Source organism: Streptomyces lomondensis, from assembly GCF_014651035.1.
GTDB classification, from domain to species: domain Bacteria; phylum Actinomycetota; class Actinomycetes; order Streptomycetales; family Streptomycetaceae; genus Streptomyces; species Streptomyces lomondensis.
In genome coordinates this window covers 180,760-195,554 of sequence record NZ_BMWC01000012.1, presented here as the reverse complement: position 1 = coordinate 195,554, position 14,795 = coordinate 180,760, and the positions used below count along the sequence as shown (strand labels likewise).

Below are 14,795 nucleotides of genomic sequence, written 5' to 3'. Positions count from 1 at the left end.
CCCCTCACCCCCAACGGGAGTGAACCCACATGGGTATGAAGGACCAGTTCCAGGAGAAGTCCGAGCAGTGGCAGAACCAGGCTCGCCAGAAGGCGGACCAGGCTCGCGAGCAGATGCAGGGCCGCGGCCGCCGGCGTGACGAGGAGATGGACCCCTCGCAGCCGCAGCGCGACCGCGACCGTGACCGCGAGCGTGAGCGCGAGCAGGAGGACCGGGACCGCTTCGACCAGGACTACGACGCCTGACGTTGCGCGCTGAGCGGACTGGGGCGCCCCCGTGCGGGGCGCCCCTTTCCCCTGTGCGGGGCGCCCTGGGTGTCACGCCCTGGGCGGCAGCTTCGGCCGCGAGCGGTCCGGTACGTCGCTGTAGGTCGGCGGTGTCGCGGGCGGGTTGGTCTCCAGCAGCCCGAGCGCCAGCTCCACCGCGTCGGTCAGCTGGGCGTGCCGCCCCTCGGCCCAGTCCAGCGGGGTGCGCAGGACGTCGATGTCGGGGGCGACGCCCTTGTTCTCCACCGACCAGCCGTAGGCGTCGAACCAGGCCGCGTTCATCGGCACCGTGATCACCGTGCCGTCCCCCAGCTCGTGGCGGCCGGTCATGCCGACCACACCGCCCCAGGTGCGCTGCCCCACGACCGGGCCCAGCTTCAGCAGCTTGAACGCGGCGGTGATCATGTCGCCGTCGGAGGAGGTCGCCTCGTCCGCCAGCGCCACCACCGGGCCCCTCGGCGCGTTCGAGGTGTACGACACCGGCTGGGCGTCGCGGGTCAGGTCCCAGCCCAGGATCGTGCGGCTCAGCGTCTCGATGACCAGCTCGCTGATGTGGCCGCCGGCGTTGCCGCGCACGTCCACGATCAGCGCGGGCCGGGAGACCTCCATGCGCAGATCGCGGTTGAACTGCGCCCAGCCCGAGCCGCCCATGTCCGGGATGTGCAGATAGCCGCAGCGGCCACCGCTCAACTCCCGTACGACCGCACGCCGCTTGGCGACCCAGTCCTGGTAGCGCAACGGCCGCTCGTCGATCAGCGGGACGACCGCGACCCGCCGGGGCGGTCCCTCGCCCTCGGCCGGGGTGAAGGTCAGTTCCACGGTCGTCCCGCCCGCACCGGCCAGCAGTGGGTACGGGCCCGCGTGCGGATCCACCGGGCGGCCGTCGACATGGGTGAGCAGCGCGCCCTCCCGGATGCCCGTGCCGGCCAGCGGGGAGCGGGCCTTGGAGTCGGAGGAGTCGCCGGGCAGGATCCGCTTGACCATCCAGCCGCCGTCCCGGCGTACGAAGTTGGCGCCGAGCAGGCCCTGCCGGCGCTGGTAGTGCGGCGGGCCCTCGTTGCGCCGGGCGGGGGAGACGTACGCGTGGGAGGTGCCCAGCTCGCCCAGCACCTCGCGCAGCAGGTCCGCGAACTCGTCCGGGGACGCCACCCGTTCGACCAGCGGACGGTACTGGTCCAGCACCCCGTCCCAGTCGATGCCGCACATGCCCGGCTCCCAGAAGTAGGCCCGGATCAGCCGCCCGGCCTCCTCGTACGCCTGCCGCCACTCCGCCGCCGGGTCGACCGTGTGCAGGATGCGGCGTGCGTCGATCCACACCGTCGAGTCGGAGTCGCCCGGCTCGTGGGACGGCACCGCGCGCAGCTCGCCCTCGTCGACGATCACCAGCCGGCTGCCGTCGCCGCTGATCGCGAACCAGTCGAGGTGCAGGGCGAGTTCGGACTTCTTGGCCTTGGTGATGTTGAAGTGCTCCAGCGTCGGCCGGCCGCTGGTGTCGTCCGGGTTGGCGAACGTCTCGCCCAGCGCGCCCGAGATCGGCCAGCGCAGCCACACCAGGCCGCCGCCCGCGACCGGCTGGAGCGCCGAGTACTTGGACGCGGCCACCGGGAAGGGCGTGACCCGGCTCTCCAGGCCCTCGACCTCGACGATCACGGCCCCGCCGTCCCCGTTCTCGTCGTCCTCCACCGGATCCAGGCCCCCGGCGGCCGGGCGGCCCTCGGGGTTCACCGCGAACGGGGAGGGCGTCGCCGACGACAGCGGGACGAGGTACGGGCGGCAGCCCAGCGGGAAGGACAGGTCGCCGGTGTGCACGTCGTAGACGGGGTCGAAGCCGCGCCAGGACAGGAAGGCGAGGTAGCGGCCGTCGCGTGTGAAGACCGGGTTCTCGTCCTCGAAACGGCCGTTGGTGACGTCCACGATCAGCCGGTCCTTGATCCGGGCCAGTTTGATCTGCCGCAGCGTCCGCCCGATGCCCGGGTGCGACCAGGTCAGCCACGCCCCGTCCGGGGAGAACGCGAGGTCCCGTACGGGCCCGTTGATCGACCGGATCAGCTCGGTGACCTCGCCGCCGGAGTCCTCGGTCACGTCGACCAGGAGCAGCCGCCCGTCGTGCGAGGCGACCGCGAGGCGCTCGCCCTCCGGGTCCGAGACCAGTTCCCGTACCCGCCCCAGCTCCGCGGAGGCCAGCCGCCGGGGCGGCCGGTCGCCGCTCGCCCGGGGCAGGGAGGCGATCTCGATCGCGTCCTCGCCCTCCGCGTCCGTCACGTACGCCACCTGCCCGCTCGCGCCGAGCATCTCCGGCATCCGCACCCGGACGCCCGGGGTGTCGGTGAGGGTGCGGGCGGGGCCGTCCCGGTGGGTGAGCCAGTACAGGCTGCCGCGTACGACGACCGCGCTGGCCCGGCCGGTCTCGTCGACCGAGATCCCGTCGAGGTGCTGGGCCGCCGCCACCTGGTAGGGGCGCCGCCCCGCGCGCGGTCCGCTCAGCCGTACGTCCAGCCGCCGCGGCTCGGCGCCCGGGGACAGGTCGTTCACCAGCCACAGGTCGCCCGCGCACTGGTACACCACCCGGGTGCCGTCACTGGAGGCGTGCCGGGCGTAGAAGGCGTCGTGGTCGGTGTGGCGGCGCAGGTCGGAGCCGTCGTGGGCGCAGGAGTAGAGGTTGCCGACGCCCTCGTGGTCGGAGAGGAAGGCGATCCGCCCGCCGACGAACATGGGGGAGTGCAGATGGCCGCCGAGGCCCTCCAGCAGCCGTTCGCCGTGCAGCCACAGCCGGCCCATGGCCCCGCCCCGGTAGCGCTTCCAGGCGGCGGGTTCGTGCGGGGGCGTGCCGGTGAGGAGGAGCGTCCTGCGCTCCCCGTCCAGGTCGGCGACCTGGATGTCGGCGACCGGTCCCCAGGGCAGCTTGCGGCCCGGGTCGCCGTCGGGGGAGACCTTGTAGGCCCAGGTGAAGTACGAGAAGGGCTCGCCGTGCGAGGCCACGGCCAGGATCTCGCCGTCCGGGGTCCAGCCGCAGACCCGGGTGTCGGCGCTGCCCCAGTGGCTCAGCTGACGGCCCGGGCCGCCGTCCACGGGCGCCAGGTGGACTTCGGGCACCAGGCTGCGCCAGCTCGTGTACGCGAGGTGCCGGCCGTCCGGCGAGAAGCGGGGGTGGCCCGCCTTGGTGCGGTCGACGGTGAGCCGCCAGGCGCGGCCGGGGCCGTCGAGCGGGGCGAGCCAGAGGTCGTCCTCCGCCACGAAGCACAGCAGGTCGTCATGGAGATGCGGCAGACGCAGATAGGTCACCTCCTCATGCTTTGCCTGGGGGCGCAACGTGGCAAGTCAGGACAAACCGGCGGCTGTGCGGGCTCGTGACCCAGCACACGTACGAAACGGTTTCGTTTCCCTTGAGGGTGCGCTACATTCGTGACGTACGAAACCGTGTCGTTCGGAGCAGGAAGGTGAAAAAGATGGCTGAGGTCGCCGCCGCGCGTCGCAGTCGGATCACCCCCGAGCGTGAGGCCGAGCTGTACGAGGCCGTGCTCGACCTGCTCCGCGAGGTCGGCTACGACGCCCTCACCATGGACGCCGTGGCCGCCCGCACCCGGTCCAGCAAGGCCACGCTCTACCGCCAGTGGGGCGGCAAGGCGCAGCTGGTCGTCAAGGCGCTCCGGCACACCAAGCCGGTGAAGAACTTCGACGAGATCGACACCGGGTCCCTGCGCGGCGACTTCCACGCCCTCATGGCGCGTGCGGACGACGCCGAAATGGAACGGAACGGCGCGCTGATGCGTGGACTGGCCACGGCGATGCACGCCAACCCGGACCTCCACAGGGAGTTCAGGAGCCAGATCATCGAGCCGGAGATCGCGGACTCGCGCCGTGTCCTCCAGCGCGCCATCGACCGGGGCGAGGTCCGTCCGGACTGCCCGGCGCTGGACTTCGTGGTGCACATGATGCTCGGCGCGTTCGTCACCTGCGCGGTCCTCGACGACAAGCCCCCGACAGGGGCCTTCCTGACCTCGTACATCGACGCCGTGGTCCTCCCCGCCCTCGGCGTCCCCACCCACTAGTCCCCTCAGCTAGCCCCTCACCTGACGTCTCCGCTCACGTCGTCGGGCTGATCACCCCTGCCCTGAAGACCTCACGACTGACCGGGAGTACGCCCTCGTGGCCACTTTCCTCTACAAACTCGGCCGGATCTCCTTCCGGCGACGGCATCTGGTCGCCCTGATATGGGTGGCCCTGCTGACCCTCGCCGGTGTCGGCGCGGCCAGCGCCCCCGCGGCGGGCAACAGCTCGTTCTCCATCCCCGGCACCGAGGCCCAGAAGGCCTTCGACCTGCTGGAACAGCGCTTCCCGGGCATGAGCGCCGACGGGGCCACCGCACGGGTCGTCTTCAAGGCGCCGAGCGGCGAGAAGATGACCGACCCCGGCAACAGGGCGACGGTCCGGGAGACCGTGAAGGAGCTGGCCGACGGCTCCGAGGTCGCCTCCGTCACCGACCCCTACCAGGCGAAGGCCGTCAGCAAGGACGGCACGATCGCGTACGCGCAGGTGTCGTACAAGGTCTCCGGCATGGAGCTGGACGACGCCTCCAAGGACGCCCTGGAGGACACCGCGCAGGACGCGCGGCAGGCCGGGCTGACCGTCGAGATCGGCGGTGACGCGCTCCAGGCGGTTCCGCACACCGGCTCCAGCGAGATCATCGGCATCGCGGTCGCCGCGGTCGTCCTCGTCATTACCTTCGGTTCGCTGGTCGCGGCCGGGCTGCCGCTGCTGACGGCCCTCGTCGGCGTGGGCATCGGCGTCTCCGCGATCACGGCCCTGGCCGGCACCCTCGACCTCGGCTCGACCACCTCGACGCTGGCGATGATGATCGGCTTGGCGGTCGGCATCGACTACGCGCTGTTCATCGTCTCCCGCTACCGCGCCGAACTGGCCGAGGGGCGCGACCGCGAGGAGGCGGTGGGCCGGGCCGTCGGCACGGCGGGCTCCGCGGTGGTCTTCGCCGGCCTGACCGTGGTGATCGCCCTGGTGGGCCTGTCCGTCGTCAACATCCCGATGCTGACGAAGATGGGCATCGCGGCGGCGGGCACGGTGGCCATCGCGGTGCTGATCGCACTGACCATGATCCCGGCGCTGCTCGGGTACGCGGGCCGCAGGGTGAAGCCGGCGGGGGAGAAGGGCAAGCTGCTCGGCCGGGCCAAGGCGCAGGAAAAGCCGGCCAAGCCGAACCTGGGCACCCGCTGGGCGAGCTTCGTCGTCCGCCGCCCGATCGCGGTCCTGCTGCTCGGCGTCGTCGGCCTCGGCGCCGCGGCCGTCCCGGCGGCGTCCCTGGAACTGGGCCTGCCCGACGACGGCTCCCAGCCCACCTCCACCACCCAGCGCCGCGCCTACGACCTGCTGTCCGAGGGCTTCGGCCCCGGCTTCAACGGCCCGCTGATGGTCGTGGTCGACGCGAAGGACAGCGACGACCCCAAGGCGGCCTTCACCGAGACCGGCGACGAGATCAAGGGCCTGAAGGACGTCGTCACGGTGACGCCGCCCGCGCCCAACAAGGCCGGCGACACCGCCACCATCACCGTCATCCCCGGTTCCAAGCCGTCCTCCGTCACGACGGAGAACCTGGTGCACGGCATCCGGGACGCAGGCGCCGGCATCAAGGCCGACACGGACGCGAACGTCCTGGTCACCGGCAGCACGGCGATGAACATCGACGTCAGCGAGAAGCTCAACGACGCGCTGGTGCCGTACCTGGTCCTGGTGGTCGGCCTGGCCTTCCTCCTGCTGATCGTGGTCTTCCGCTCGATCCTGGTCCCGCTGAAGGCGGCCCTCGGCTTCCTGCTGTCGGTGATGGCTGCGCTCGGCGCGGTGGTCGCGGTCTTCCAGTGGGGCTGGCTGGCGGACCTCATGGGCGTGGAGCAGACCGGGCCGGTCATGTCGATGATGCCGATCTTCATGGTCGGCGTGGTCTTCGGCCTGGCCATGGACTACGAGGTGTTCCTCGTGACCCGGATGCGGGAGGCCCACGTCCACGGCGAGAAGCCCGCCCAGGCCGTGGTCACCGGCTTCCGGCACGGCGCGCGGGTCGTCACCGCCGCCGCGGTCATCATGATGGCCGTCTTCGCCGGCTTCATCGGCTCGTCCGAGTCGATGGTCAAGATGATCGGCTTCGGCCTCGCGATCGCGGTCTTCTTCGATGCGTTCGTCGTCCGCATGGCGATCGTCCCGGCCGTCCTGGCCCTCCTCGGCCGCACGGCCTGGTGGCTGCCCAAGTGGCTCGACCGGGCGCTGCCGAACGTGGACGTCGAGGGCGAGGGGCTGCGCACGGCGAGCGGCGACCCGGACAGGGAGCTGGTGCGCACCTGACGGCACCCTGAGAGACCGGCCGGTGAGCCCCCGTGGAGACGGGGACGCTCACCGGCCTTTCGCGTTACGCGTGCGGGTGGAGGACGACCTTGGTGTAGCCCTCGACTCGCTTGTCGAACTTCTCGTACGCCGTCGGTGCCTCGTCGAGGGGCAGTTCGTGCGAGACGACGAAGCTCGGCTTCGCGCGGTCCTCGATGATCATGTCACGCAGCTGGCGGTTGTACCGCTTGACGTTGCACTGGCCGGTGCCCATGCGGAGCCCCTTCTCGAAGAGGCGTCCGACGGCGACCAGCAGCATGCCCTGCTTGGCCTGCTCGTCCGGCCCGCCGGGGTCGCGCGGCACATACAGGCCGGGCACGCCGAGTGCGCCCGTCGGCCGGACCGATTCGACCAGCGCGTTCAGCACGGTCGCCGGTTCCTCGCGGTCCTCGTCCTGGGCCTGCGCCTGGTAGCCGACGGCGTCGATGCCCTTGTCGGTGCCCTGACCGTCGGTCTGCTCCTTGATCTGCTCCGCCGGACTGGCCTGGGTGAAGTCGATCGGCACGGCACCGATCTCCTCCGCCTTCTGCAGCCGCTCCGCCACCCGGTCGACCACGAACACCTTGCTCGCGCCGCGCAGCATCGCGGAGTAGGCGGCCATGAGCCCGACCGGACCGCCGCCGTACACGGCGACGCTCTCACCGGGACGTACATCGGCCAGCTCGTTGCCGTGGTAGCCGGTCGGGAAGATGTCGGCGAGCAGGACGAAGTCGGTCTCCTTCTCGGTGCCCTCGGGAAGCTTCAGGCAGTTGAAGTCGGCGTACGGCACGCGTACGTACTCCGCCTGGCCCCCGATGAAGGGCCCCATCGCGACGTAGCCGTAGGCGCCGCCGGCGAAGCCCGGGTTCACGGTGAGGCAGAAACCCGTGTAACCCGCCGTACAGTTCTTGCAGAATCCGCAGGCCACGTTGAACGGCATGACCACCCGGTCGCCGCGGCTGAGAGAGGTGACCCCCTCTCCTGCCTCCTCGATGACCCCGAGGTTCTCGTGGCCGAACACGATGCCCGGTTCCGCGGCGGTACGGCCCTCGTACATGTGCAGGTCCGAGCCGCAGATGGCGGTCGACGTGACGCGGACGATCACATCGCTCGGGTGCTGGATCCGTGGGTCCTCCACTTGCTCTATCGCTACTTCGAACGGGCCCTTGTACACGACAGCCCTCATCGTCAAGCACCTCCGTCTGTGTGTCGTGGGTCATATACCAGACTCGTGCAGGATGAGACGATTTGCACGTACAGAGGAAAGGATCTAGAGCTTTGTCACGACGTATCGGCACACTGCTCGTAGCGGTCTCCGGGTTGTCCGGCACCGTCTATCCGGTGGGGACGCGTGTGGCCATCCAGGGCACCGGAGGATCCGTCGACGGTTTCGTCGACGGGGACTGGCTGCCGCTCGCGTGGTGGGAGTTCGCGGACGTCCGCCCGGAGGACGGCACCGGCTGAAACCTCCTCGCGTGGCCAGTACACGCACCGCTAGCGTGCCCCCATGACGACGACAGCCGCCACTGACGCCGAGAACTCCGGAGCACACCCCCAGTTCGTCGAGGCCCTGCGCGGCCTCGGGCTCGAGGACCTGGTGAGCCGGGTCCGCCGCTTCCCGGAAGCCACCCGTACCGCAGCCGAGGCCGCCGCCGCCATCGGCTGTGAGCTGAGCCAGATCTGCAAGTCGCTGATCTTCGCGGCGGACCGGGTGCCGGTGCTGGTGCTCATGGACGGGGCGTCCCGCGTCGACGTCGAGCTCGTGCGCAAGGAGCTGGGCGCGGAGAAGGTCACCAGGGCCAGGGCCGATGTCGTCAGGGAGACCACCGGGTACGCCATCGGCGGCGTGCCGCCCTTCGGGCACCGGACCAGGACGCGGGTCCTGGCCGACCGTTCCCTGCTCGCGCACGACGTCGTCTGGGCCGCGGCCGGGACGCCGTACACCGTGTTCCCCATGGCGCCCGACGCCCTCGTCGTCCACGCCGGAGCCACCCTGGTGGACGTGCGCGAGCGCACCTCGTGACGCCGCTGGTCACCGCAGCCGTCCTCCTGGCCGCCGTCACCCACGCCGGCTGGAACGCCCTCGCCCACAAGATCACCGACAAGCTGGCCGGCTTCACGCTGATCTCGGGCGGAGGGGTCGTCATCGGGCTGGCCCTGGCGCCCTTCGTGGCGTTCCCGGCGGCCGCGGCCTGGCCGTATCTGCTGGGCTCCGCCGCCATCCACATCGCCTACTACGCCCTGCTGATGACGTCCTTCCGGCTGGGGGACTTCGGGCAGGCCTATCCCCTCGCGCGCGGCACCGCGCCCCTGGTCGTGACCGTGCTCGCCGCCCTCTTCGCGCACGAGGTGCCCGACGGCTGGGCCGCCGCCGGTGTCGCCGTGTCCTGCGCGGGGCTGACCGGCGTCGCCCTGTGCGGCCTGCGCGGGCACCGGCCCGACTGGGCGGCGATCAGGGCGGCCCTGGCGACCGGGCTGACGATAGCGGCGTACACCGTCGTCGACGGGCTGGGCGTGCGCGCCTCCGGGTCGTCCCTCGGGTACATCGCCTGGCTGATGGCGGTGCAGGGGATCGTCATCCCGGCGTATGCCGTGTGGCGGTGGCGTGCGAAGACCGCGGCGACGCTCCGGCCGTTCGCCGGGATCGGGCTGCTCGGCGCCGCGCTCTCGGTCGCCGCCTACGCCCTCGTCCTGTGGGCCCAGACCCAGGCGGAGCTGGCGCCCATCGCCGCCCTGCGCGAGTCGTCCATCATCGTGGGCGCGGCGATCGGGGCCGTGTTCTTCAAGGAGCGGTTCGGGGCGCCGAGGATCGCGGCGGCCGCGCTGCTCGTCGTCGGGATCGGGCTGATGCTGCACACCGGATAGGCGGTGTCAGGCGGGTGCGTACGACCAGTGGGAGGAGCACCCTGGAACTAGGTGTTCCGGAGGTGATCGTCATGATGCACACCACAGTGGGATGGCACGTCGAGCTGGAGTTCAAGGAGGACGACCAGCACACGCGGGCGGCCGCGCTGGTCCGCCTGCCCGACGGCACCGAGGTACGGGCGCACGGGCACGCGAGCCGGCACCGCTCCGACGCGAATCAGCCCAGAGTCGGGGAGGAGATCGCCGGGGCCCGGGCGCTCAACGAACTCGCCATGAAGTTGCTGACCAAGGCGCACGAGGAGATCGACCAGGCGTCCGGGCGGACCTCCCACCCGATCCACGTCTAGAGGCCGAGCACACTCCGCACCGCCCGGACCAGCCCCTGGGCCCGCGGGTCCGCCGTCACCGTCTTGCGGAAGCCGTTGGTGACGTAGCCGAAGGCGATGCCGGTCTCCGGGTCGGCGAAGCCGAGGGCGCCGCCGCGGCCCGGGTGGCCGAAGGAGCCCGGGGTGAGGAAGGGCGAGGCGCTGCCGTGCAGCATGTAGCCGAGGCCGAAGCGGGTGCCGACCACCAGGACCCGGTCGGGGCCCGCCGACTCCTCGGCCCGGGCCAGTTCGACCGTCTCGGGCGTGAACAGGCGTGAGGCGCCGGCGGTGTCGCCGATCAGCGTCGCGTAGAAGCGGGCCAGTCCGTCTGCCGTCGCGATGGCGTTGGTCGCGGGCAGGGCCGCCGCGCGGTACGCCGGGTCGTTCTGCTCCGGGAACGGGGTGATGGCCGCGAAGGCCCGGCGGGTGAGGGAGGCCGGGTCCTGGTAGGCCTCGGTGACCGAGCGCTTGGGGCGGGTGCGCAGGCCGCCGCTCGGCTCGGGGCTTTCGAGGCGGCCCACGCGTCCGACCCGCCCGGCCTCCGCCGGGGGCAGCCCGAGCCAGAGGTCCAGGCCCAGCGGGCCGGTGAGCTGTGCGGCGAGCCACTCGTCGGTGCCCTGCCCGGTCACCCGCCGGACCAGTTCGTCGAGCAGCCAGCCGTAGGTCAGCGCGTGGTAGCCGTGGTCGGTGCCGGGCTCCCAGACGGGGGCCTGCGCGGCGACCGCCCGGGGTCCCCGGAGCGGGTCGAGGGCGTCCTGCGGGGTGAGCGGCTGGTCGAGGACCGGGAGCCCGGCCCGGTGGTTCAGCACGTGCCGGACCAGCACCCGCTCCTTGCCGTGCACCTTGAACTCCGGCCAGTAGTGCCCCACCGGCGCGTCCAGGTCCAGCTGTCCGCGCTGGTGCAGCAGCAGGAGGACGGCGGCGGCGACCCCCTTCGTCGCCGAGCGCACGACCTGGGCGGTGCCCCGCTCCCAGGGGGCCGTGCCGTCGACGTCCTTCGTGCCGGCCCACAGGTCGACGACCCGCTGCCCGTCCCGGTAGACGGCGACCGCCGCGCCCCGCTCCCCGAGCGTGGCGAAGTTCCGTACGAACGCGTCCCTGACCGGCTCGAAGCCCTCGGCCACTGTGCCGTGCACGTCCACGCCCGTACTCCTCCTGGTCTCGCCGACTCGCTCCCCTTCACCCAAGCAGGATCGTCACGTCGATGTTCCCGCGGGTGGCGTTGGAGTACGGGCAGACCTCGTGGGCCGCGTCCACCAGCTTGGTGGCGAGGTCGGGGTCGACGACCGGGAGGGAGACGCTGAGGGCGACCGCCAGGCCGTAGCCGTGCTGCTTGTTGGGGCCGATGCCGACCTTCGCGGAGACCGCGGAGCCGGTCAGGTCGTAGCCCTCGCGGTTGCCGACCAGGATCAGGGCGTTGTGGAAGCAGGAGCTGTAGCCGGCCGCGAAGAGCTGTTCCGGGTTGGTGCCGTTGCCGTCGCCGCCGAGCTGCGGGGGCATCGCGACCTTGAGGTCGAGCTGCCCGTCCTGGCTGGTGACATAGCCCTCGCGGCCGCCGTGGGCGGTGGCCTCGGCGACGTACATGATCTTCGTGGGACGGGTGTCGCCGGTGGCGACAGCGGTGCCGTCGGTCATGGTGGGCCTTCCCCGGGAACAGAGGCGCGCAAGTACATCGTGCACAAGGTACTGACCAGTAATCCGACTGCTGTCACCAGGGGGGAGCAACCCGCGGTAACCCCGGTGTCAGCGGGCCCGGTCCGCCGCCGACTCCGCCCGGCGAGCCAGCCGCCACAGCTCCTCCCGGAGCCGTGCGGCCTCCGCCTCGTCGAGCCCGGTCGCCGTGAGCAGGGCCCCCGGCACCCGCCGGGCGCGCTCCCGGAGCTCCTCCCCGCGCCCGGTCACGGCCACGAGCACCGACCGCTCGTCCCGCGCCGACCGCTCACGCCGCAGCAGTCCCGCCGCCTCCAGCCGCTTCAGCAGCGGCGAGACCGTGCCGTAGTCGAGGCGCAGGGCCGCGGCCAGTTCCTTGACCGTGGTCTGACCGCGCTCCCAGAGGACCAGCAGGACGAGGTACTGGGGGTAGGTGAGGCCGAGGTCGTCGAGGAGCGGACGGTAGGCGGCCGTCACCGCGCGCTGGGCGGCGTACAGCGCGAAGCACAGCTGCTCGTCCAGCAGCAGCGATCCGTCGCTCTCCTCGTTCGTCACGCGCCCATTGTCACGGACGGGCCCCAGCGGCCGGCACGGAACGCGGATCGAAGCCGAAGGGCAGCTCCAGGCGGTGGGCGCGCATCAGCTCCTCGTCGGACAGCAGCTCACCGGTCGGGCCGTCCGCCGCGATCACGCCCTCGCTGAGGACCAGGGAGCGCGGGCACAGCTCCAGGGCGTACGGCAGGTCGTGCGTGACCATCAGCACCGTCACGTCCAGGGAGCGCAGGATGTCGGCCAGTTCGCGGCGGGAGGCGGGGTCGAGGTTGGAGGAGGGCTCGTCCAGGACGAGGATCTCCGGCTCCATGGCGAGAACGGTTGCGACGGCCACCCGGCGGCGCTGGCCGAAGGAGAGGTGGTGCGGCGGGCGGTCCTTGAACTCCGCCATGCCGACCCGCTCCAGCGCCCGGTCGACGCGCTCCTCCAGCTCCGGGCCCTTCAGCCCGGCCGCCGCCGGCCCGAACGCCACGTCCTCCCGGACCGTCGGCATGAAGAGCTGGTCGTCCGGGTCCTGGAAGACGATGCCGACCCGGCGCCGGATCTCGGCCATGTGCCGCTTGCCGACGGGCAGCCCGGCGACCTTCACCGTGCCGGTGCCGCCGGTCAGGATGCCGTTGAGGTGCAGCACCAGGGTCGTCTTGCCGGCGCCGTTCGGCCCGAGCAGCGCGACCCGCTCGCCGCGTTCGACGACGAAGTCCACGCCGAACAGGGCCTGGTGGCCGTCGGGGTAGGCGAAGGCGAGGCCGGAGACCTCCAGAGAAGCTGTCACAGCATCCATCCCAGCAGACAGACGACGAGGGCCGCGCAGGGCAGGGCGAGGGCGTACGACCACTGCGCCCGGGACGCGGTCACCTCGTCGATCACCGGCATGGCACCGGCGTAACCGCGGCTGACCATGGCCAGGTGCACCCGCTCGCCGCGCTCGTAGGAGCGGATGAACAGCGCGCCCGCCGACTTGGCCAGCACGCCCCAGTGCTTCACGCCCTTCGCCTCGAAGCCCCGGGACTCCCGGGCGATCCGCATGCGCCGCATCTCGTCGGTGATGACATCGCCGTAGCGGATCATGAAGGACGCGATCTGCACGAGCAGCGGGGGGAGCTTCAGCCGCTGCAGGCCGAGGAGCAGTTCGCGCAGTTCGGTGGTGGCGGCGAGGAGTACGGAGGCGGCGACGCCGAGCGTGCCCTTGGCGAGCACGTTCCAGGCGCCCCACAGCCCGTTCACGCTCAGGGACATCCCGAGGACGTCGACGCGCTCGCCCTCCGCCACGAACGGCATGAGCACCGCGAACGCGACGAACGGCACCTCGATCAGCAGCCGCCGCAGCAGGAACCCGGCGGGCACGCGCGCCACGTACGCGACCGCGCCCAGCAGCACGGCGTACAGCCCGAACGCCCACATCGCCTCCCGCGGCGTCGACACCACGACCACGACGAAGGCGAAGACGGCGGCGAGCTTGGTGTGCGGCGGCAGGCCGTGCACGGGCGAGTGCCCGTGCCGGTAGAGCTTGTGCGCGTGCCCCGCACCCATGTCAGACGCTCGTGGTGCTCGTGGTGCCGGTCGTACTCGCCGTCTCCGAGGGGGAGGCTTCGTCCGTACGTCGCCGGCGCACCGCCCAGAACACCGCGCTGCCCGCGACGACCGTCACGCCCACGCCGATGACGCCCGCCAGCCCGCCGGACAGGCGGGCGTCCTCGACGTCCTTGACGCCGTAGTCGGCGAGGGGGGAGTCGGCCACCGCGTGGTCCTCGGCCTTCTTGTCGATGCCGTGGTCGGCGGCGACCTTCTCCAGGCCGTCGGGGTCGGCGGAGGCGTAGAAGCTGACGAACCCGGCCAGGACGAGGGAGGCGACGAGGCCCGCGGCCCACACCCCGCGGTGGGAGGTCCGGGCGGCGGCCGGCACCGGCTCGGGCTCGGCGGCGGGGGCGTCGACCAGTTCGCCGTTCACCCGCAGCTTGAGCTTCTGCGTCAGGCCGCGCGCCCCGTACACCAGGTCCGGGCGTACGGCGATGACCGCGCCGACGGTGAGCGCGGTGATCGCGGCCTCGCCGATGCCGATCAGGAGGTGCACGCCGACCATGGCGGTGGCGACCTTGCCGATCGAGACGTCGGTGGTGCCGCCGATGGCGTACATCAGCGTGAAGGCCAGCGCGGCGGCCGGGACGGAGACCAGCGCGGCGACGAAGGAGGCCGCGGTGACCGACCGGCGGGTTCGGGGCAGTACCTTCACCAGGCCCCGGAAGAGGGCGTAGGCGACGACGGTCGTGACGATCGCCATGTTGGTGATGTTCACGCCGAGCGCGGTCAGGCCGCCGTCCGCGAAGAGGATGCCCTGCATGAGCAGGACGACGGAGACGCACAAAATCCCTGTGTAGGGGCCGACGAGTATCGCGGCCAGCGCACCGCCGAGCAGATGGCCGCTGGTCCCCGCCGCGACGGGGAAGTTCAGCATCTGCACCGCGAAGATGAACGCCGCGACGAGCCCGGCCAGCGGCGCCGTGCGCTCGTCGAGCTCACGGCGCGCGCCGCGCAGGCTCACGGCGATGGCGCCCGCGGCGATCACACCGGTGGCGGCGGACGTGGGGGCGTTGATGAATCCGTCAGGTACATGCACCGTTCGATGATGTGGCTTGATGCGAACGGTTTGCAAGAGCGTGACGCTCGTTTTATCTCATCTGTGATATGTGCGGCCTCCGGGGGCGCAATCCGGAAAATATGCGACATTGGAGAG

General features: G+C 71.7%; 15 protein-coding genes. 7 read left to right on the top strand and 8 right to left on the bottom strand.

Annotated features, from left to right (window positions below; genetic code table 11):
• Window positions 1-29 precede the first annotated feature (29 nt).
• Window positions 30-245: a hypothetical protein gene (locus IE255_RS32360; RefSeq protein ID WP_190053955.1), complete on the top strand. Its 216-nt coding sequence runs from the start codon at window positions 30-32 to the stop codon at window positions 243-245.
• A gap of 72 nt (window positions 246-317) precedes the next feature.
• Here IE255_RS32360 and IE255_RS32355 read toward each other — a convergent pair whose 3' ends face one another.
• Window positions 318-3,548, bottom strand: a complete 3,231-nt coding sequence (locus IE255_RS32355) for a S41 family peptidase (protein ID WP_190053954.1) — start codon at window positions 3,546-3,548, stop codon at window positions 318-320.
• 164 nt (window positions 3,549-3,712) lie between these two features.
• Between IE255_RS32355 and IE255_RS32350 the strand changes: the two genes are divergently transcribed.
• Together IE255_RS32350 and IE255_RS32345 are read left to right on the top strand one after the other, a co-directional pair.
• On the top strand, window positions 3,713-4,315 hold the full coding sequence (locus IE255_RS32350) for a TetR/AcrR family transcriptional regulator (protein ID WP_190053953.1): 603 nt from the start codon (window positions 3,713-3,715) through the stop codon (window positions 4,313-4,315).
• A gap of 97 nt (window positions 4,316-4,412) precedes the next feature.
• Window positions 4,413-6,614 carry an MMPL family transporter gene (locus IE255_RS32345; protein ID WP_190053952.1) on the top strand — a complete coding sequence of 734 codons (2,202 nt, stop codon included), beginning with the start codon at window positions 4,413-4,415 and terminating at the stop codon, window positions 6,612-6,614.
• A 64-nt stretch (window positions 6,615-6,678) separates the two neighbouring features.
• On the opposite strand, the gene IE255_RS32340 is transcribed toward IE255_RS32345, so the two are convergent.
• Complete coding sequence (locus tag IE255_RS32340; RefSeq protein WP_190053951.1) at window positions 6,679-7,818, bottom strand: glutathione-independent formaldehyde dehydrogenase; 1,140 nt, start codon at window positions 7,816-7,818, stop codon at window positions 6,679-6,681.
• Window positions 7,819-7,910: 92 nt separating this feature from the next.
• Between IE255_RS32340 and IE255_RS32335 the strand changes: the two genes are divergently transcribed.
• From IE255_RS32335 to IE255_RS32320, 4 genes are all read left to right on the top strand, one after another.
• The gene (locus tag IE255_RS32335; protein WP_190053950.1) at window positions 7,911-8,096 is read left to right on the top strand and encodes a hypothetical protein; all 186 of its coding nucleotides are present in this window, start codon (window positions 7,911-7,913) and stop codon (window positions 8,094-8,096) included.
• A gap of 43 nt (window positions 8,097-8,139) precedes the next feature.
• Entirely contained in the window at window positions 8,140-8,655 is a 516-nt protein-coding gene (locus IE255_RS32330; RefSeq protein WP_190053949.1) for a YbaK/EbsC family protein, read from the top strand.
• Entirely contained in the window at window positions 8,652-9,497 is an 846-nt protein-coding gene (locus tag IE255_RS32325; protein ID WP_190053948.1) for an EamA family transporter, read from the top strand. Before IE255_RS32330 ends, IE255_RS32325 begins: the two co-directional genes overlap by 4 nt.
• 71 nt (window positions 9,498-9,568) lie before the next feature.
• Entirely contained in the window at window positions 9,569-9,844 is a 276-nt protein-coding gene (locus IE255_RS32320) for a DUF1876 domain-containing protein (RefSeq protein WP_190053947.1), read from the top strand.
• Here IE255_RS32320 and IE255_RS32315 read toward each other — a convergent pair.
• The 6 genes from IE255_RS32315 to IE255_RS32290 form a co-directional block, all read right to left on the bottom strand.
• Complete coding sequence (locus IE255_RS32315; protein ID WP_190053946.1) at window positions 9,841-11,004, bottom strand: serine hydrolase domain-containing protein; 1,164 nt, start codon at window positions 11,002-11,004, stop codon at window positions 9,841-9,843. The two genes, IE255_RS32320 and IE255_RS32315, sit on opposite strands and share 4 nt — an antisense overlap.
• 37 nt (window positions 11,005-11,041) lie before the next feature.
• Window positions 11,042-11,497, bottom strand: a complete 456-nt coding sequence (locus IE255_RS32310) for an organic hydroperoxide resistance protein (RefSeq protein WP_190053945.1) — start codon at window positions 11,495-11,497, stop codon at window positions 11,042-11,044.
• Between the two features lie 108 nt (window positions 11,498-11,605).
• The gene (locus IE255_RS32305) at window positions 11,606-12,067 is read right to left on the bottom strand and encodes a MarR family winged helix-turn-helix transcriptional regulator (protein ID WP_190053944.1); all 462 of its coding nucleotides are present in this window, start codon (window positions 12,065-12,067) and stop codon (window positions 11,606-11,608) included.
• Between the two features lie 10 nt (window positions 12,068-12,077).
• Complete coding sequence (locus IE255_RS32300; RefSeq protein WP_190053943.1) at window positions 12,078-12,845, bottom strand: energy-coupling factor ABC transporter ATP-binding protein; 768 nt, start codon at window positions 12,843-12,845, stop codon at window positions 12,078-12,080.
• Complete coding sequence (gene cbiQ / locus IE255_RS32295) at window positions 12,833-13,594, bottom strand: cobalt ECF transporter T component CbiQ (protein ID WP_190053942.1); 762 nt, start codon at window positions 13,592-13,594, stop codon at window positions 12,833-12,835. Before cbiQ ends, IE255_RS32300 begins: the two co-directional genes overlap by 13 nt.
• A gap of 1 nt (window position 13,595) precedes the next feature.
• Window positions 13,596-14,678: an energy-coupling factor ABC transporter permease gene (locus IE255_RS32290; protein WP_190053941.1), complete on the bottom strand. Its 1,083-nt coding sequence runs from the start codon at window positions 14,676-14,678 to the stop codon at window positions 13,596-13,598.
• Window positions 14,679-14,795: the final 117 nt, after the last annotated feature.